The sequence below is a fragment of the Rufibacter psychrotolerans genome, from assembly GCF_016924645.1.
GTDB lineage: Bacteria > Bacteroidota > Bacteroidia > Cytophagales > Hymenobacteraceae > Nibribacter > Nibribacter psychrotolerans.
Window position 1 is genome coordinate 271,412 of record NZ_JAFFJV010000006.1, and the last position, 16,250, is coordinate 287,661.

General features: G+C 47.6%; 14 protein-coding genes. All 14 read left to right on the forward strand.

Annotated elements, in window-relative coordinates:
• Positions 1–8 precede the first annotated feature (8 nt).
• The 14 genes from rplK to rplW all read left to right on the forward strand — a co-directional run bounded on the left by rplK (position 9) and on the right by rplW (position 16,241).
• Positions 9–452 carry a 50S ribosomal protein L11 gene (gene rplK / locus JT718_RS07930; RefSeq protein WP_205501690.1) on the forward strand — a complete coding sequence of 148 codons (444 nt, stop codon included), beginning with the start codon at positions 9–11 and terminating at the stop codon, positions 450–452.
• A gap of 11 nt (positions 453–463) precedes the next feature.
• A complete protein-coding gene (rplA, locus tag JT718_RS07935) occupies positions 464–1,153 on the forward strand; it encodes a 50S ribosomal protein L1 (RefSeq protein WP_205501691.1) in 690 nt (229 codons plus the stop codon).
• A gap of 9 nt (positions 1,154–1,162) precedes the next feature.
• On the forward strand, positions 1,163–1,690 hold the full coding sequence (rplJ, locus tag JT718_RS07940; protein WP_205501692.1) for a 50S ribosomal protein L10: 528 nt from the start codon (positions 1,163–1,165) through the stop codon (positions 1,688–1,690).
• Between the two features lie 38 nt (positions 1,691–1,728).
• Complete coding sequence (gene rplL / locus JT718_RS07945) at positions 1,729–2,112, forward strand: 50S ribosomal protein L7/L12 (protein WP_205501693.1); 384 nt, start codon at positions 1,729–1,731, stop codon at positions 2,110–2,112.
• A 154-nt stretch (positions 2,113–2,266) separates the two neighbouring features.
• The gene (gene rpoB / locus JT718_RS07950) at positions 2,267–6,139 is read left to right on the forward strand and encodes a DNA-directed RNA polymerase subunit beta (RefSeq protein ID WP_205501694.1); all 3,873 of its coding nucleotides are present in this window, start codon (positions 2,267–2,269) and stop codon (positions 6,137–6,139) included.
• A gap of 122 nt (positions 6,140–6,261) precedes the next feature.
• Entirely contained in the window at positions 6,262–10,578 is a 4,317-nt protein-coding gene (gene rpoC / locus JT718_RS07955; protein ID WP_205501695.1) for a DNA-directed RNA polymerase subunit beta', read from the forward strand.
• A 1-nt stretch (position 10,579) separates the two neighbouring features.
• Positions 10,580–10,894, forward strand: coding sequence for a DUF3467 domain-containing protein (locus JT718_RS07960; protein ID WP_205501696.1), 315 nt, complete (start codon positions 10,580–10,582; stop codon positions 10,892–10,894).
• Between the two features lie 102 nt (positions 10,895–10,996).
• Positions 10,997–11,413, forward strand: coding sequence for a 30S ribosomal protein S12 (gene rpsL / locus JT718_RS07965; RefSeq protein ID WP_048919295.1), 417 nt, complete (start codon positions 10,997–10,999; stop codon positions 11,411–11,413).
• Positions 11,414–11,426: 13 nt separating this feature from the next.
• On the forward strand, positions 11,427–11,894 hold the full coding sequence (gene rpsG, locus JT718_RS07970) for a 30S ribosomal protein S7 (RefSeq protein WP_205501697.1): 468 nt from the start codon (positions 11,427–11,429) through the stop codon (positions 11,892–11,894).
• 2 nt (positions 11,895–11,896) lie between these two features.
• Complete coding sequence (gene fusA / locus JT718_RS07975) at positions 11,897–13,996, forward strand: elongation factor G (RefSeq protein ID WP_205501698.1); 2,100 nt, start codon at positions 11,897–11,899, stop codon at positions 13,994–13,996.
• A 10-nt stretch (positions 13,997–14,006) separates the two neighbouring features.
• Positions 14,007–14,312 (forward strand): 30S ribosomal protein S10, encoded by a 306-nt coding sequence (gene rpsJ / locus JT718_RS07980; RefSeq protein WP_048919298.1) that lies wholly within the window; start codon positions 14,007–14,009, stop codon positions 14,310–14,312.
• Positions 14,313–14,699: 387 nt separating this feature from the next.
• A complete protein-coding gene (gene rplC, locus JT718_RS07985) occupies positions 14,700–15,320 on the forward strand; it encodes a 50S ribosomal protein L3 (RefSeq protein ID WP_205501699.1) in 621 nt (206 codons plus the stop codon).
• 1 nt (position 15,321) lies between these two features.
• Positions 15,322–15,954, forward strand: a complete 633-nt coding sequence (rplD, locus tag JT718_RS07990; RefSeq protein ID WP_205501700.1) for a 50S ribosomal protein L4 — start codon at positions 15,322–15,324, stop codon at positions 15,952–15,954.
• Positions 15,954–16,241: a 50S ribosomal protein L23 gene (gene rplW / locus JT718_RS07995; RefSeq protein ID WP_205501701.1), complete on the forward strand. Its 288-nt coding sequence runs from the start codon at positions 15,954–15,956 to the stop codon at positions 16,239–16,241. The genes rplD and rplW overlap by 1 nt, the downstream gene beginning before the upstream one ends.
• Positions 16,242–16,250: the final 9 nt, after the last annotated feature.

Here is a 16,250-nt window from a genome sequence, read left to right on the forward strand (position 1 = left end):
AAATAATAATGGCAAAAGAAATAAAAGGTTATCTGAAACTTCAGGTAAAGGGAGGCGCCGCGAATCCAGCACCGCCGATTGGACCTGCACTTGGATCTAAAGGTCTTAACATCATGGAGTTCTGCAAGCAGTTCAATGCCAGAACCCAGGACAAGGCCGGCCAAGTATGCCCAGTTTTGATTACAATCTACACAGACAAGTCATTTGACTTTGTAATTAAAACTCCTCCCGCTCCAGTATTGTTGATGGATGCGGCGAAAATCAAGTCTGGATCTAAGGAGCCTAACCGTAACAAAGTGGGTTCAGTAACTTGGGATCAGATCAGAGAAATCGCTGAAATCAAAATGCCTGATTTGAACGCGTTCAAATTAGAATCGGCAATGAAATTGGTAGCTGGTACCGCGCGTAGCATGGGTATCACAGTAAAAGGAACTGCTCCTTGGAGTGAGTAATTAAAAAGTAGATGGCTAGAATTTCTAAAAACAGAAAAGCAGTCTTAGCGAAGTACGATCCTAAAAAAGAGTACGCTTTGTTAGATGCAGCAGGCGTGGTGAAAGAAATCACTTTCACTAAGTTTGATGCCTCTGTTGACATTGACGTGCGCCTGGGAGTTGACCCGCGTAAGGCTGATCAAATGGTGAGAGGTGTTGTGACACTTCCTCATGGAACTGGTAAAGATGTGCGTGTGTTGGTGCTTTGCACTCCTGACAAAGAGCAGGAAGCAAAAGACGCAGGTGCTGATTTCGTAGGTCTAGACGAGTACATCCAGAAGATTGAAAAAGGATGGACTGACGTAGACGTGATTATCACTATGCCGGCCGTTATGGCGAAAGTAGGTAGACTGGGCCGTATCTTAGGCCCCCGTAACCTGATGCCAAACCCTAAAGCCGGTACAGTAACCACTGACGTAGCCAAAGCGGTGAAGGAAGTGAAAGCTGGTAAAATTGACTTCAAAGTTGATAAAACCGGTATCATCCACACCAGCATTGGTAAAGTTTCCTTCGGCCCGGAGCAAATCGCCGCTAACGCTTCTGAGGTAATCGCTACCCTGAACCGTCTGAAGCCTTCTTCCGCGAAAGGAACTTATATTAAAAGCATCACATTGTCAAGCACAATGAGTCCTGGTGTGATAGTTGATAAAACCTCCATTTAACGAGAAGAGATGACACGGGAAGAGAAAGAAATCATTGTACGTGACCTGAGCGAGAAACTGGCTCAAAATTCCTTCGTCTACATCACAGACGCTTCAGATTTAACCGTTGCAACTATCAACAAATTCAGAAGACTGTGCTTTGATAGAGGCATTGAGTACAAAGTATACAAGAACACCCTTATCCGCAAAGCGTTAGATACCCTTGATGTAGATACTTCTGCACTGGACGTAGCGCTGAAAGGTTCTTCAGGAATCATGTTTGAGGCAACCACAGGTAACGCACCTGCCAAGCTTTTGCTTGATTTCCGTAAAACTGGCGCAAAAAAGCCTTTGTTAAAAGGTGCATACATTGACGCCAGCATTTACATCGGGGAAGAGCAGCTGGATACCCTGAGCAAAATCAAGTCTAAAGAGGAGCTTATCGGCGAAATCATCGGACTTCTTCAATCACCTGCCAAAAACGTTATTTCTGCCCTTCAGAGCGGTGGCAATATCTTGGCCGGCTTGGTTAAAACTCTATCAGAGAAAGAACAATAACACTTCAATTTTAAAACAACTTTTAATTACTAATAAAAATGGCAGATTTGAAAGCATTCGCTGAGCAGTTGGTTAACTTAACTGTAAAAGAAGTTAATGAACTTGCTACTATTCTTAAGGATGAGTATGGTATTGAGCCAGCAGCTGCTGCTCCTGTAATGGTAGCAGGTGGTGCTGCCGGTGGAGACGCCGGAGCTGCTGCTGAGGAAAAAACATCTTTTGATGTAATCCTTAAGTCAGCTGGTGCCTCTAAACTAGCAGTTGTGAAGCTGGTGAAAGAATTGACTGGTCTTGGCTTGAAAGAAGCAAAAGAACTGGTTGATGGTGCTCCAAAACCATTGAAAGAAGGTGTTGCTAAAGATGAAGCGGATTCATTGAAAAAGCAATTGGAAGAAGCTGGTGCTGAAGTGGAGGTTAAGTAATCTCACACACCTTCCATTACCACTAAGGGTTAGACCTGGCAATTTCGTCAGGTCTTTTCCTGTTTGTACCTAGAAATGATTTTCTAGAAAATAATACCAGGAGATTGAACTGTTTCCTGGCCCGACAAAGTTTAAACGTAAAATTCAGACAACTTTGGCTACTAATAAAACGACAGAGCGGATCAATTTTGGGTCCATTAGGTCTGTGATAGATTACCCAGACTTTTTGGATGTTCAGCTACAGTCATTCCAGGATTTCTTCCAGTTGGAAACAGCGGCGGAGAACCGTACGGAAGAAGGCCTCTTCAAGGTGTTCGCTGAAAACTTTCCGATCTCTGACTCAAGAGAGAATTTCGTTCTGGAATTCGTAGACTACCACGTTGATCCGCCAAAATACTCTGTAGATGAGTGTATTGACCGTGGGTTGACTTATTCGGTTCCATTGAAAGCGAAACTTCGTCTGATCTGTAATGACACAGACAACGAGGATTTTGAGACAATTGAGCAGGAAGTTTTCCTTGGAAACATTCCTTACATGACCGAGAAAGGTTCTTTTGTGATCAATGGCGCCGAGCGCGTGATTGTATCGCAGTTGCACCGTTCGCCAGGGGTGTTCTTTGCCCAAAGCAAGCACACCAATGGTACCAAATTATATTCTGCCAGAATTATTCCATTTAAAGGTTCTTGGATTGAGTTTGCGACAGACGTGAACAACGTGATGTACGCATACATTGATCGTAAGAAAAAATTCCCGGTAACTACTTTGTTGCGGGCTATTGGTTACGGAACAGATAAAGACATCCTGGACTTGTTCGGGTTGTCTGAAGAAGTACCTGCCGATAAGAAAACCCTCAAGAATGTAGTGGGTAGAAAACTTGCTGCAAGGGTTCTGCGCACCTGGACAGAAGACTTCGTGGACGAGGATACCGGTGAAGTGGTGTCTATTGACCGGAACGAGGTGCTGTTGGAGCGTGACTCAGAGGTGACCGAAGATGATCTGGATGTGATCATTGACTCAGGTGTGAAATCAATCATTCTGCACCGCGAGAATGTAAACATCGCAGACTACAACATTATATACAACACCCTTCAGAAGGATAACTCTAACTCAGAGAAAGAGGCAGTAGAGCAAATCTACCGTCAACTGAGAAACACGGAGGCGCCGGATGAAGAGACCGCCCGTGACATCATCCAGAAGTTGTTCTTCAGCGACAAGCGTTACGACTTAGGGGATGTAGGACGCTACAGAATCAACAAGAAACTGGGTCTTGACAAGAACTGGGATGCGAAGGTATTGACCAATGAAGACATCGTTCTTATTGTGAAATACCTGATCGGCCTGATCAACTCAAGAGCCGTGGTGGATGATATTGACCACTTGAGTAACCGTCGGGTAAGAACCGTAGGGGAGCAGTTGTATGCGCAATTTGGTGTAGGTCTGGCACGTATGGCCAGAACTATTAAGGAGCGTATGAACGTGCGGGACAACGAAGAATTCAAACCAGTTGATCTGATCAACGCGCGTACGCTTTCTTCCGTGATCAACTCCTTCTTCGGAACAAACCAGCTTTCTCAGTTCATGGACCAGACCAACCCACTGGCCGAGATCACGCACAAGCGTCGTGTATCTGCCCTGGGGCCAGGAGGTCTTTCCCGTGAAAGAGCAGGTTTCGAGGTTCGTGACGTTCACTATACGCACTACGGCCGTCTGTGTACCATTGAAACACCAGAAGGACCAAACATCGGTCTTATTTCCTCTTTGTGCGTGCACGCTCGCGTGAACAGCATGGGCTTCATTGAAACCCCTTACCGCAATGTGGTAGAAGGGAAAGTAGATTTAGCCTCCGGCGTGAAATACCTGACCGCTGAAGAAGAAGATACCCACCACATCGCACAGGCGAACGCCGTGATTGATGAGAATGGTAACTTCATCAACGATAAAGTAAAAGGCCGTTTTGAGGGCGATTTCCCGGTAGTAGAGCCAGAACGCTATACCTACATGGACGTTGCTCCAAACCAGATTGTGTCTGTGGCTGCCTCGTTGATTCCGTTCCTGGAGCACGATGATGCGAACCGGGCCTTGATGGGATCTAACATGCAACGCCAGGCCGTTCCGTTGTTGAAGCCACAAGCTCCAATTGTAGGAACAGGTCTGGAACTCCGTGCGGCCCTTGACTCAAGAGCCCTGGTAAGAGCCGAAGGTGAAGGCTACGTGCATTTTGTAGACGCTGATAAGATCATCATCCGTTATGACCTCTCTGAGGAAGAGAAACTGGTGAGCTTTGATGCCGAGTACGTAACCTACGACCTGATTAAATTCCGCCGCACCAACCAGGATACATGCATCAACCTGACTCCGATTGTGAAGAAGAACGAGCGGGTGACCAAAGGACAAGCGCTTTGCGAAGGGTATGCCACCAATCAGGGAGAATTAGCCTTAGGAAGAAACCTACAGGTAGCGTTCATGCCTTGGCAAGGATACAACTTTGAGGATGCCATTGTAATCTCTGAGCGTGTGGTAAGAGATGACGTGTTCACTTCTATTCACATTGAAGAGTTTGAGCTGGAAGTTCGCGAAACCAAGCGGGGTGAAGAGGAATTAACCTCTGAGATCCCGAACGTGAGCGAAGAAGCCGTTCGTAACCTGGATGAGAATGGTATCATCCGGATTGGTGCCGAAGTTCGCGAAGGGGATATTCTGATTGGTAAAATCACTCCGAAAGGAGAGACCGATCCAACCCCAGAGGAGAAACTTCTCCGCGCCATCTTCGGGGACAAAGCCGGTGATGTGAAGGATGCCTCCCTTAAGGCGCCGCCATCCTTGAACGGGGTGGTCATTGACACCAAACTGTTCTCTCGTCCTAAGAAGGACAAGAACCTTCGTGCCAAAGCGAAGAAAGAGGTGGAAGACCTGAAAGCAAAATACAACAGCGAACTCAAAGCCGTGAAGAACGTGATGATTGAGAAGCTGGTGGCTTTGCTGGATGGCAAAACCAGCCAGGGCGTTCGTCACCGTTTCGGGGATGAAATCCTGACCAAAGGCGCCAAGTTTGGCAAGAAGAACATTACTGATGCGCTCTTCCCAGACAAGAACCCTTACAAAGACGAGAGCAACTACGCTGTTCCAGAAGAAGTGAACCTGTTCAAGGACCTTATCCTGGAAGGCTGGACCGCTGATGAGCAGACCAATAAAATGTTGCTGGAGCTGGTGAAAAACTACACCAAGCGCCGCAACATGATCTCTGCCCGCTTCAAGCGTGACCGTTTCACGTTGGAGGTAGGGGACGAGTTACCAGCCGGTATCGTGCAGCTGGCCAAAGTATACATCGCGAAGAAGCGCAAGCTGAAAGTGGGTGATAAGATGGCGGGTCGTCACGGTAACAAAGGGGTGGTTGCCCGTATCGTGCGTGAGGAAGACATGCCGTTCCTGGAAGACGGAACTCCAATGGACATCGTGTTGAACCCACTTGGGGTACCATCCAGGATGAACATCGGGCAGATCTACGAGACAGTTCTGGGTTGGGCAGGTCTGAAGTTGGGACGCACGTATGCGACTCCAATCTTTGACGGTGCCACCGAGGAGCAAGTATCGGCAGAACTGTCAGAGGCTGGCTTGCCACGTTTCGGTCGTTCTTACCTGTACGACGGTCTGAGCGGAGATCGTTTCGATCAGCCGGTAACTGTAGGGGTAATCTACATGCTGAAACTGGGTCACTTGGTTGACGACAAAATGCACGCCCGTTCTATCGGACCATACTCACTCATCACACAGCAGCCATTGGGTGGTAAAGCCCAGTTCGGTGGTCAGCGTTTCGGTGAGATGGAGGTGTGGGCGCTGGAGGCCTTCGGTGCCGCTAACGTGCTGCAAGAAATCTTGACCGTGAAGTCAGATGATGTGATTGGCCGTGCCAAAGCATACGAAGCCATTGTGAAAGGGGACGTGTTGCCAAAACCAAACATCCCTGAGTCATTCAACGTGTTAATTCACGAACTCAGAGGCTTGGCCTTGGAGATTACGCTGGACTAACAAGCTGTTTTTGCGGAGAATTTGGGAAAAGGGGCCAAAAAGCGCCTGCCCAGATTCTCCCTTTTACGCGTTAGGAGCGCCGCATAGTAAAAAGGAGTTTTACATATCTAGCAACACATAAAATGGCGTTAGCAAGAAATAAAAAATTAATCCAAGACTTCTCTAAAGTTACCATCAGTTTGGCTTCTCCAGAATCAATCCTGGAGAGATCAAACGGAGAGGTAACAAAACCTGAAACGATCAACTACAGAACCTACAAGCCAGAGATGGGCGGTTTGTTCTGCGAGCGGATCTTCGGGCCAGTGAAGGACTGGGAATGCCACTGCGGTAAATACAAGAGAATCCGTTACAAAGGGATTATCTGTGACCGTTGCGGGGTTGAAGTAACTGAGAAAAAAGTGCGCCGTGAGCGCATGGGCCACATTGAATTGGTGGTACCGGTAGCGCATATCTGGTATTTCAAATCATTGCCAAACAAAATCGGATATCTGTTAGGCTTACCAACCAAGAAGCTTGACCAGATCATCTACTATGAGCGGTACGTAGTAATTCAGCCAGGTATCTTGGGAGAAGACGGCGTAAACATGCTGGACTTCCTGACCGAGGACGAGTACCTGGACATGATTGACAAGCTACCACGCGAGAACCAAATGTTGGACAACCATGATCCAAACAAGTTCATCGCGAAAATGGGTGCTGAAGCGCTGCAAATGCTGCTGGAGCGCATCAACCTGGACGATCTTTCTTATGACCTGCGTTACTCTGCTGCCCATGAGACTTCTCAGCAGCGGAAAGCAGAAGCGTTGAAGCGTCTGCGTGTGGTGGAAGCGTTCCGTGATGCGGCTACCCGTATTGAGAACAAGCCAGAGTGGATGATCATCCGCATGGTGCCGGTGATTCCACCAGAATTGCGTCCGTTGGTTCCGTTGGATGGTGGCCGTTTCGCTACGTCTGACTTGAACGACTTATACCGTCGCGTTATCATCCGTAATAACCGTCTGAAGCGTCTGATCGAGATCAAGGCGCCAGAGGTAATCCTGCGGAACGAGAAGCGTATGCTTCAAGAAGCCGTTGACTCCCTGTTTGACAACTCACGTAAAGTGAACGCTGTTCGTGCAGAAGGTAACCGTGCGCTGAAGTCACTTTCTGACATGCTGAAAGGTAAGCAAGGACGTTTCCGTCAGAACTTGCTTGGTAAGCGTGTAGACTATTCTGGTCGTTCCGTAATTGTGGTAGGACCAGAATTGAAATTGCACGAGTGCGGTCTGCCGAAGAACATGGCGGCTGAGCTTTTCAAGCCGTTCATCATCCGTAAGCTTATTGAGCGCGGTATTGTGAAGACGGTAAAATCTGCGAAGAAAATCGTGGATAGAAAAGACCCGGTTGTATGGGATATTCTGGAAAACGTGCTGAAAGGACACCCGGTTCTGTTGAACCGTGCCCCTACGCTCCATAGATTAGGTATCCAGGCGTTCCAGCCTAAACTGATCGAAGGAAAAGCGATCCAGCTGCACCCATTGGTAACCACTGCATTCAACGCCGACTTTGACGGTGACCAGATGGCGGTACACGTTCCCCTGGGACCGGCCGCAATCCTGGAAGCCTCTATGCTCATGTTGGCTTCACACAACATCCTGAACCCTGCCAACGGTGCCCCAATCGCGGTACCTTCTCAGGACATGGTGTTGGGTCTGTATTATGTAACCAAAGGCAAGCGCTCTACTGAGACCGAGAAAATCGCCGGTGAAGGCATGTCTTTCTACTCTGCCGAAGAAGTAATCATCGCCATCAACGAAGGCCGCTTGTCTAAGCACGCCTTTATCAAGGTGCGTGTGAAGGTGCTGAACGAAAAAGGCGAGCTGGAAACCAAGCTGATTGAAACCGTTGCCGGTCGCGTACTGTTCAACCAGTTCGTTCCAGAAGAAGTAGGCTACGTAGACGAACTTCTGTCTAAAAAGAAATTGCAGCAGATTATCTCCCGCGTGTTCAAAGTAACCGGCATGGCGAGAACTGCGCAGTTCCTGGATGATATCAAGACCCTGGGCTTCCAGTCTGCTTACAAAGGCGGTCTGTCTATGGGCTTGGGTGACATTGTGATCCCGAAAGAGAAAGATATTCTGGTAGAGCAGGCCAAGAAAGATGTAGACGCTGTATGGGCGAACTACTCTATGGGTCTGATCACCGATAACGAGCGTTACAACCAGGTAATTGATATCTGGACGCGTATCAACAACCAGATCACAGAGACCCTGATGAACCGTCTTGAGAAAGACGACCAAGGCTTTAACTCCATCTTCATGATGATGCACTCCGGAGCCCGTGGTTCCCGTGAGCAGATCCGTCAGTTAGGTGGTATGCGGGGTCTGATGGCCAAGCCGCAGAAGTCCTTGCAAGGTTCGGTAGGGGAAATCATTGAGAACCCAATTCTTTCCAACTTCAAAGAAGGTCTGGATGTAATTGAGTACTTCATCTCTACCCACGGGGCCCGTAAAGGTCTTGCCGATACGGCCTTGAAAACGGCGGATGCGGGTTACCTGACCCGTCGTCTGGTAGACGTTTCTCAGGACGTGATCGTGAACGAAGAAGACTGTGGTACATTGCGTGGTCTTGAGGTAAGCGCCTTGAAAGACAACGAGGACATCGTGGAGTCTCTGTCTGAGCGTATCCTGGGTCGTGTGAACGTGCATGACATCATTGATCCGATCACGGGCGAGTTGATTCTGGAGTCTGGAAGTGAGATCACCGAAGAGGTAGCCAGAATCATTGAGAACACTGCCATTGAGAGTGTGGAGATCCGCTCGGTATTAACTTGTGAAACTAAGCGCGGAATCTGTGCCAAGTGCTACGGCCGTAACTTGTCTACTGGCCGCATGGTGCAGAAAGGTGAGGCGGTTGGAGTTATCGCGGCGCAGTCCATTGGTGAGCCAGGTACACAGCTGACTCTTCGTACTTTCCACGTGGGTGGTACGGCGTCTAACATTGCGGTAGATGCCTCTATCCGGGCTAAGTTCCCAGGCGTGATCGAGTTTGAAGATGTGAGAACCATTGAAACCACTAACGCCGAAGGCGAACCCGTGAAAGTAGTAATGGGTCGTTCAGGTGAGGTGAAGATTGTGGAGCCAAACACCGGAAAACTCTTGATCAGCAACCACGTGCCTTACGGCTCCTTCCTGCTGATTGATGAAGGACAAACCGTTGCCAAAGGCGATGAGTTGTGTAACTGGGATCCATACAACGCGGTTATCTTGTCTGAGTTTGATGGTACCATCGCGTACGACTCCATCATTGATGGCATTACCTTCCGCGAGGAGTCTGATGAGCAGACTGGTCACCGTGAAAAAGTGATCATCGAGACCAAGGACAAGACCAAGAACCCTGCTATTGTGGTGAACCCTGCCAATGGCGAGCCGAAAGGATACAACATTCCAGTGGGCGCTCACTTGACAGTAGAAGACAACCAGCGCATCAAGGCTGGTCAGATCATTGCCAAGATCCCGCGTGCGATTGGTAAAACCCGCGACATCACCGGTGGTCTGCCACGCGTTACGGAGCTTTTTGAGGCACGAAACCCGTCTAACCCAGCTGTGGTGAGCGAGATTGACGGTGTGGTAACCTATGGTGGCGTGAAACGAGGTAACCGTGAGATCTACATCGAGTCGAAGGATGGCATCAAGAAGAAGTACATGGTACCTCTTTCCAAGCACATCCTGGTGCAGGACAATGACTTCGTGCGGGCCGGTGTTCCGTTGTCAGACGGTGCTATCACACCAAATGACATCCTGAACATCCAAGGTCCGGGTGCCGTGCAGGAATACCTTGTGAACGAGATTCAGGAAGTATACCGTCTGCAGGGTGTGAAGATCAATGACAAGCACATTGAAGTAGTGGTTCGTCAGATGATGCAGAAAGTGAACGTGATTGATCCGGGTGATACCAGCTTCCTGGAAAACCAGACTGTGGATAAGGTGACGTTCATGGAAGAGAACGACATGATCATTGACATGAAAGTAGTGGAAGATGCAGGTGACTCAACTACCATGAAACCAGGAATGATTGTGACGGCTCGTCGTCTGCGCGATGAGAACTCTAGCTTGAAGCGTCGTGACCTACGCCTGGTGACCGTGCGTGATGCACAGCCAGCGGTATCCAGACCAACCCTGCAAGGGATCACCCAAGCCTCTTTGGGTACGCAAAGCTTTATCTCGGCGGCTTCCTTCCAGGAAACTACCAAGGTGCTGAGCGAGGCGGCCATCAAGGGAAAGGCTGATGAATTGCTGGGCTTGAAAGAGAACGTGATTGTGGGTCACCTGATCCCGGCCGGTACCGGTCTGCGTGAGTACTCCAAACTGATTGTTGGCTCCAAGGAAGAGTACGAAGCTCTTACTGCCAGCAAGCAAGCCGGAGTAAAAACAAGACAAGGCGAACTGCAAGAGAAATAAGATGGCGGCACCAGAGCAACAAGGACAGATCAACATTGAGTTGACGGAGGAAATAGCAGAGGGCGAGTACGCAAACCTGGCCATGATTGCCCATTCCCACAGTGAGTTCGTGATTGATTTTATCCGCCTGATGCCGGGCATTCCCAAAGCCAAAGTGAAATCAAGAGTGGTGATTACTCCAGAGCATGCCAAGCGTTTCTTGGCTGCTTTGGAGGAAAACATCCTAAAGTATGAGCAAAGTTTTGGGGTGATCAAGCAGACACCAGAAGCTCCAAGTTTCCCCATGAATTTTGGCGGAACAATCGGGGAAGCATAATCCTCTAATAATTAATGAATTAAAACTTTGAATTTGCAATGGTTATTTTATACCTTTGCAAACCATTTTTTGAAGAGAGAAATCAGTTTAAAAAGTTAGTAAATGCCTACTATACAACAATTAGTAAGAAAGGGAAGAGAAGCGCTAACATCAAAGTCTAAATCTCCAGCTCTTGACTCATGCCCGCAGAGACGTGGCGTGTGCACCCGCGTTTACACAACCACACCTAAGAAGCCAAACTCAGCAATGAGAAAAGTGGCCCGTGTGCGTTTGACAAACGGTAAAGAAGTCAATGCCTATATCCCTGGGGAAGGCCACAACCTGCAAGAGCACTCTATCGTGCTGATCAGAGGTGGCCGTGTGAAAGACTTGCCAGGTGTAAGATACCACATTATCCGTGGTGCTTTGGATACGGCTGGTGTAAATGGCCGTCTACAGTCCCGTTCTAAATACGGTGCCAAGCGTCCGAAGCCAGGTCAACCAGCAGCAGCTGCAGGTAAAGGCGGTAAGAAAAAATAATTGAGTTAAGACAATGAGAAAAGCGAAACCAAAGAAGAGAATTCTTCTTCCTGATCCAAAATACAAAGAAACTCTGGTTACCCGTTTCGTAAACTACCTGATGGTAGACGGTAAAAAGAGTCTGGCATACAAGATTTTTTACGATGCATGCGATTTAGTTGAGAAAAGAACTAAAGAGAACGGTCTTGAGACCTGGAAAAAAGCATTGAACAACATCATGCCAGGTGTAGAGGTAAAAAGCCGTCGCGTAGGGGGGGCTACTTTCCAGGTGCCAACTGAAGTGCGTCCGGATAGAAAGATTTCTCTTGGAATTAAATGGATGATCACCTACGCTCGTAAGAGAGGTGAGAAAACAATGATGGACAAATTGGCCGGCGAGATCATTGCCGCCGCCAAAGGAGAAGGCGCAGCTGTGAAGAAGAAAGATGATACTCACAGAATGGCGGAAGCCAACAAGGCATTCTCACACTTTAGATTTTAATAATGGCTAGAGACTTAAAATATACCAGAAATATTGGTATTGCAGCACACATTGATGCTGGTAAGACCACTACTACTGAGCGTATTCTTTATTATACAGGTAAGTCGCATAAACTAGGCGAAGTTCACGAAGGGGGTGCAACCACTGACTGGATGGAGCAGGAGCAGGAGCGTGGTATCACCATCACCTCTGCTGCAGTGACTGTAAACTGGAACTATAGAAACCAGCCATACCACATCAACATTATTGATACCCCAGGTCACGTAGACTTCACCGTAGAGGTGAACCGCTCCCTGCGTGTATTAGATGGACTGGTGTTCTTGTTTAGTGCGGTAGACGGGGTTGAGCCTCAGTCTGAGACGAACTGGAGACTTGCAGACAACTACAAAGTAGCCCGTATCGGTTTCGTGAATAAAATGGACCGTTCCGGTGCTGACTTCCTGGCCGTTTGTAAGCAGGTAAAAGAAATGCTGGGCAGCAATGCCGTAGCGTTGCAGCTGCCAATTGGTTCCGAAGATAACTTCAAGGGAGTAGTTGACCTGGTGAACTTCAGAGGTATTATCTGGAATGAGTCAGACAAAGGGATGACCTTTACTGAAGTTCCGATTCCGGATGATATGATGGAGGAAGCTGAGGAGTACAGAGAGAAACTTCTGGAAGCAGTAGCTGAGTACGATGAGTCTTTGATGGAGAAATACTTCGAAGATCCAAACTCAATCACTGAAGATGAAATCCTGGCTGCCCTGAGAGCCGCTACCATTGACATGGCGATCGTGCCAATGCTGTGCGGATCTTCCTTCAAGAACAAAGGAGTTCAGACAATGCTTGACTATGTGATGGCATTGCTTCCGTCTCCAGTTGACAAAGAAAGCATCTTAGGTACCAACCCAGACACTGGTGAAGAAGTTGCCAGAAAGCCATCTGCTAACGATCCGTTCGCTGGTCTGGCTTTCAAAATTGCAACTGACCCGTATGTAGGTCGCCTTTGCTTCGTACGTGCGTACTCAGGTATTCTGGAGTCTGGTTCATATGTGTTCAACACACGTTCCAACAACAAAGAGCGTATCTCCCGTATCTTCCAGATGCATGCCAACAAGCAGAACCAGATCGAGAGACTGGAAGCTGGTGACATTGCGGCGGTAGTAGGTTTCAAAGACATCAAAACTGGTGACACCCTTTGCGACCAAAACGCGAAAATCGTGCTGGAATCAATGGAGTTCCCAGAGCCAGTAATCGGATACGCCATTGAGCCTAAAACTCAGGCTGACTCAGATAAGATGGGTATGGCGATCGCGAAACTGGTGGAAGAAGATCCAACCCTGCAAGTAAACACTGACGAGGAAACTGGTCAGACCATCTTGAGAGGTATGGGTGAGCTTCACCTGGAGATCATCATCGACCGGATGAAACGTGAGTTCAAGGTTGAGCTGAACCAAGGTGCTCCACAGGTGGCTTACAAAGAAACCATCACCAAAACTGTTGAACACAGAGAAGTGTACAAGAAGCAGTCTGGTGGTCGTGGTAAGTTCGCCGACATCGTGTTCACCATGGGACCACGCGAAGATGGCAAGCAAGGCCTAGAGTTCGAGAACGCGATTGTGGGTGGTGTGATTCCAAGAGAATTCATCCCGGCGGTTCAGAAAGGTTTTGAAGAAGCCATGAAGAACGGTATCCTGGCAGGCTTCCCGGTAGACTCCATGAAAGTGCGTCTGTTCCACGGTTCCTTCCACGACGTTGACTCTGACTCCCTGTCATTTGAGTTAGCTGCCCGTCAAGGTTTCAAAGAAGCAGGTAAGCAGTGTGCTCCTAAACTTCTTGAGCCAATCATGGCGGTAGACGTGGTAACTCCAGACGAGTACACCGGTCCGGTAACAGGTGACTTGAACAGAAGAAGAGGGATCATGAAAGGAATGGACACAAAAGGTACTTCCACGGTTGTGAAGGCTGACGTTCCACTTTCTGAACTGTTTGGTTACGTAACAGACTTACGTACCATTACCTCAGGTAGAGCAACTGCCTCTCTTACTTTCTCGCACTACGAGCAAGTACCACAAAACTTGGCGGATGGTATCATCGCAAAAATCAAAGGAACAGCGAAATAGTTGAAATAGAATGAATCAAAAGATCAGAATCAAACTGAAATCTTACGATCACAATCTGGTTGATAAATCATCAGAGAAAATCGTGAAAGCGGTAAAGGCAACTGGTGCGATCGTGAGTGGGCCCATTCCTTTGCCAACTGAGAAAGATATCTTCACTGTACTTCGTTCACCACACGTGAACAAGAAAGCAAGAGAGCAATTCCAGCTTTGTACCTATAAGAGACTGGTAGATATCTATTCTACTTCCTCTAAAACAGTGGACGCTTTGATGAAGCTAGAGTTACCTAGCGGCGTTGACGTTGAAATCAAAGTTTGATAAACTTGCCAGCATAAAGAAGGAGAGGGAAACCTCTCCTTTTTTTATGTCTCCACTCTAACCCGTTTCAGCGCTGTTTTCAGGAAAGTTGCTCTAAAACGCAACGCTCAAAACCTACTGCAATTCAAAGGACAGAAATGGCGCTTTCTGTTTTAGGTAAATACTTCAGAAAACGGCCAAGAAACAGTGGAGCAAAGGAATCATAAGGGAGAGAAGATTGTAGTAGCCACAGGTTCACGGAAGGGGAGGTAGCAAAGAACAAATCCTTAGTAGCTGAAAACAAATAATTTAGCAGGGCTTGTAAATTAAAAATTAAATATAGAACTTTGCACTCCCGAAATGAACCCTAGTGGGTTATAGTATTAATTGTTTAAATAAAAAAGTAGAATGCCTGGAATTATCGGTAAAAAGATCGGAATGACAAGCCTCTTCACTCCTGAAGGGAAGAGCGTGGCCTGTACTTTGATTCAAGCAGGACCATGCGTAGTAACTCAGGTTAAGACGCAAGAAACAGATGGCTATTCAGCTGTCCAGCTTGGGTACGGAGAGAAGAAAGTGAAAAGAGTAAGCAAAGCGCTTGCGGGTCACTTTGCTAAAGCGAACACCACTGCTAAGAAAAAATTAGTAGAGTTCAAGCTGGAAGATGCTGCATCTTTCTCACTGGGTGATGAAGTGAATGTAGGCCTGTTTGAAGAAGGCGAATTCGTTGACGTGGTTGGCACTTCAAAAGGTAAAGGTTTCCAAGGGGTAGTAAAGCGTTACAACTTTGGTGGTGTTGGTGGTCAGACCCACGGTCAGCACAACAGAGCACGTCACCCCGGTTCTATTGGTGCCTGCTCTTGGCCTTCACGCGTGTTCAAAGGAATGCGCATGGCGGGTAGAATGGGTGGTGCCCGTGTGAAAGTTCAAAACCTGCGCGTGCTGCGCATCCTGCCTGAGCAAAACGTATTAGTAGTAAGCGGTTCTATCCCAGGCGCTAAAAATTCATTTATCGTAGTTGAGAAATAAGATGGAGCTATCAGTTTTCAATAGTAAAGGAGAAGATACTGGAAGGAAAGTAGCCCTTCCGGAATCTGTGTTCGGTGTTGAGCCAAATGAGCACGCAATGTACCTTGATGTAAAGCAATACTTAGCTAATCAACGTCAGGGAACGCACAAATCAAAAGAACGCAATGAGGTTGCCGGATCTACCAAAAAGATCAAACGTCAGAAGGGTACCGGTGGCGCCAGAGCAGGTTCTTTGAAAGCGCCTGTATTCGTGGGTGGTGGTCGTGTATTCGGTCCAAGACCAAGAAACTATAGCTTCAAACTGAATAAGAAATTGAAAGCAGTGGCCAGACTGTCTGCCCTTTCAACTCTTGCCAAAGATGAGCGTCTGGTGCTGGTGGATAACATCACCATTGATACTCCAAAAACAAAGAGCTTCGCTGCTATCCTGCAAAGCTTGAATGTTGGAACGAGAAAAACTCTGATCGTTACTAAAGAAGCAAACAAGAACGTAGTGCTGTCAAGCAGAAACCTGCCAAAGGTGAAAGTTGCTACCCCAGCGGCGTTGACAACGTACGATCTGTTGAACGCAGATAAGGTAGTTTGTTTAGAAGAGTCTCTTGCTGTTTTTGAAGAAATTTACGCGAAGAAATAATGAGTATCCTGAAAAGACCATTATTGACTGAGAAGCTTACCGCTTTGAACGAGGTTGGTAAATACGCTTTTGAAGTTGATAGAAAAGCAAATAAGATTGAGATCAAAAAAGCGATCCAGTCACGTTACGGGGTAACGGTAGAGAAAATCTCTACCATGAGAACCCAAGGAAAAGTTAAGTCCCGCAACACCAAGTCTGGCGTTGTTTCCGGACGTACAGCATCCTCTAAGAAGGCGATTGTTACTTTGAAAGCAGGAGAAGTAATCGATTTCTATAGCGGTATATAAGCACCTAAA

Bases quoted from the DNA above. Each gene is read 5' to 3' on its own strand.
- rplL (WP_205501693.1), top strand. From the start codon at position 1,729: ATGGCAGATTTGAAAGCATTCGCTGAGCAGTTGGTTAACTTAACTGTA.
- rplJ (WP_205501692.1), top strand. From the start codon at position 1,163: ATGACACGGGAAGAGAAAGAAATCATTGTACGTGACCTGAGCGAGAAA.
- rpsG (WP_205501697.1), top strand. From the start codon at position 11,427: ATGAGAAAAGCGAAACCAAAGAAGAGAATTCTTCTTCCTGATCCAAAA.
- rpsL (WP_048919295.1), top strand. From the start codon at position 10,997: ATGCCTACTATACAACAATTAGTAAGAAAGGGAAGAGAAGCGCTAACA.
- rplC (WP_205501699.1), top strand. From the start codon at position 14,700: ATGCCTGGAATTATCGGTAAAAAGATCGGAATGACAAGCCTCTTCACT.
- rplA (WP_205501691.1), top strand. From the start codon at position 464: ATGGCTAGAATTTCTAAAAACAGAAAAGCAGTCTTAGCGAAGTACGAT.
- rplK (WP_205501690.1), top strand. From the start codon at position 9: ATGGCAAAAGAAATAAAAGGTTATCTGAAACTTCAGGTAAAGGGAGGC.
- rpoC (WP_205501695.1), top strand. From the start codon at position 6,262: ATGGCGTTAGCAAGAAATAAAAAATTAATCCAAGACTTCTCTAAAGTT.
- rplW (WP_205501701.1), top strand. From the start codon at position 15,954: ATGAGTATCCTGAAAAGACCATTATTGACTGAGAAGCTTACCGCTTTG.
- rpsJ (WP_048919298.1), top strand. From the start codon at position 14,007: ATGAATCAAAAGATCAGAATCAAACTGAAATCTTACGATCACAATCTG.
- JT718_RS07960 (WP_205501696.1), top strand. From the start codon at position 10,580: ATGGCGGCACCAGAGCAACAAGGACAGATCAACATTGAGTTGACGGAG.
- fusA (WP_205501698.1), top strand. From the start codon at position 11,897: ATGGCTAGAGACTTAAAATATACCAGAAATATTGGTATTGCAGCACAC.
- rplD (WP_205501700.1), top strand. From the start codon at position 15,322: ATGGAGCTATCAGTTTTCAATAGTAAAGGAGAAGATACTGGAAGGAAA.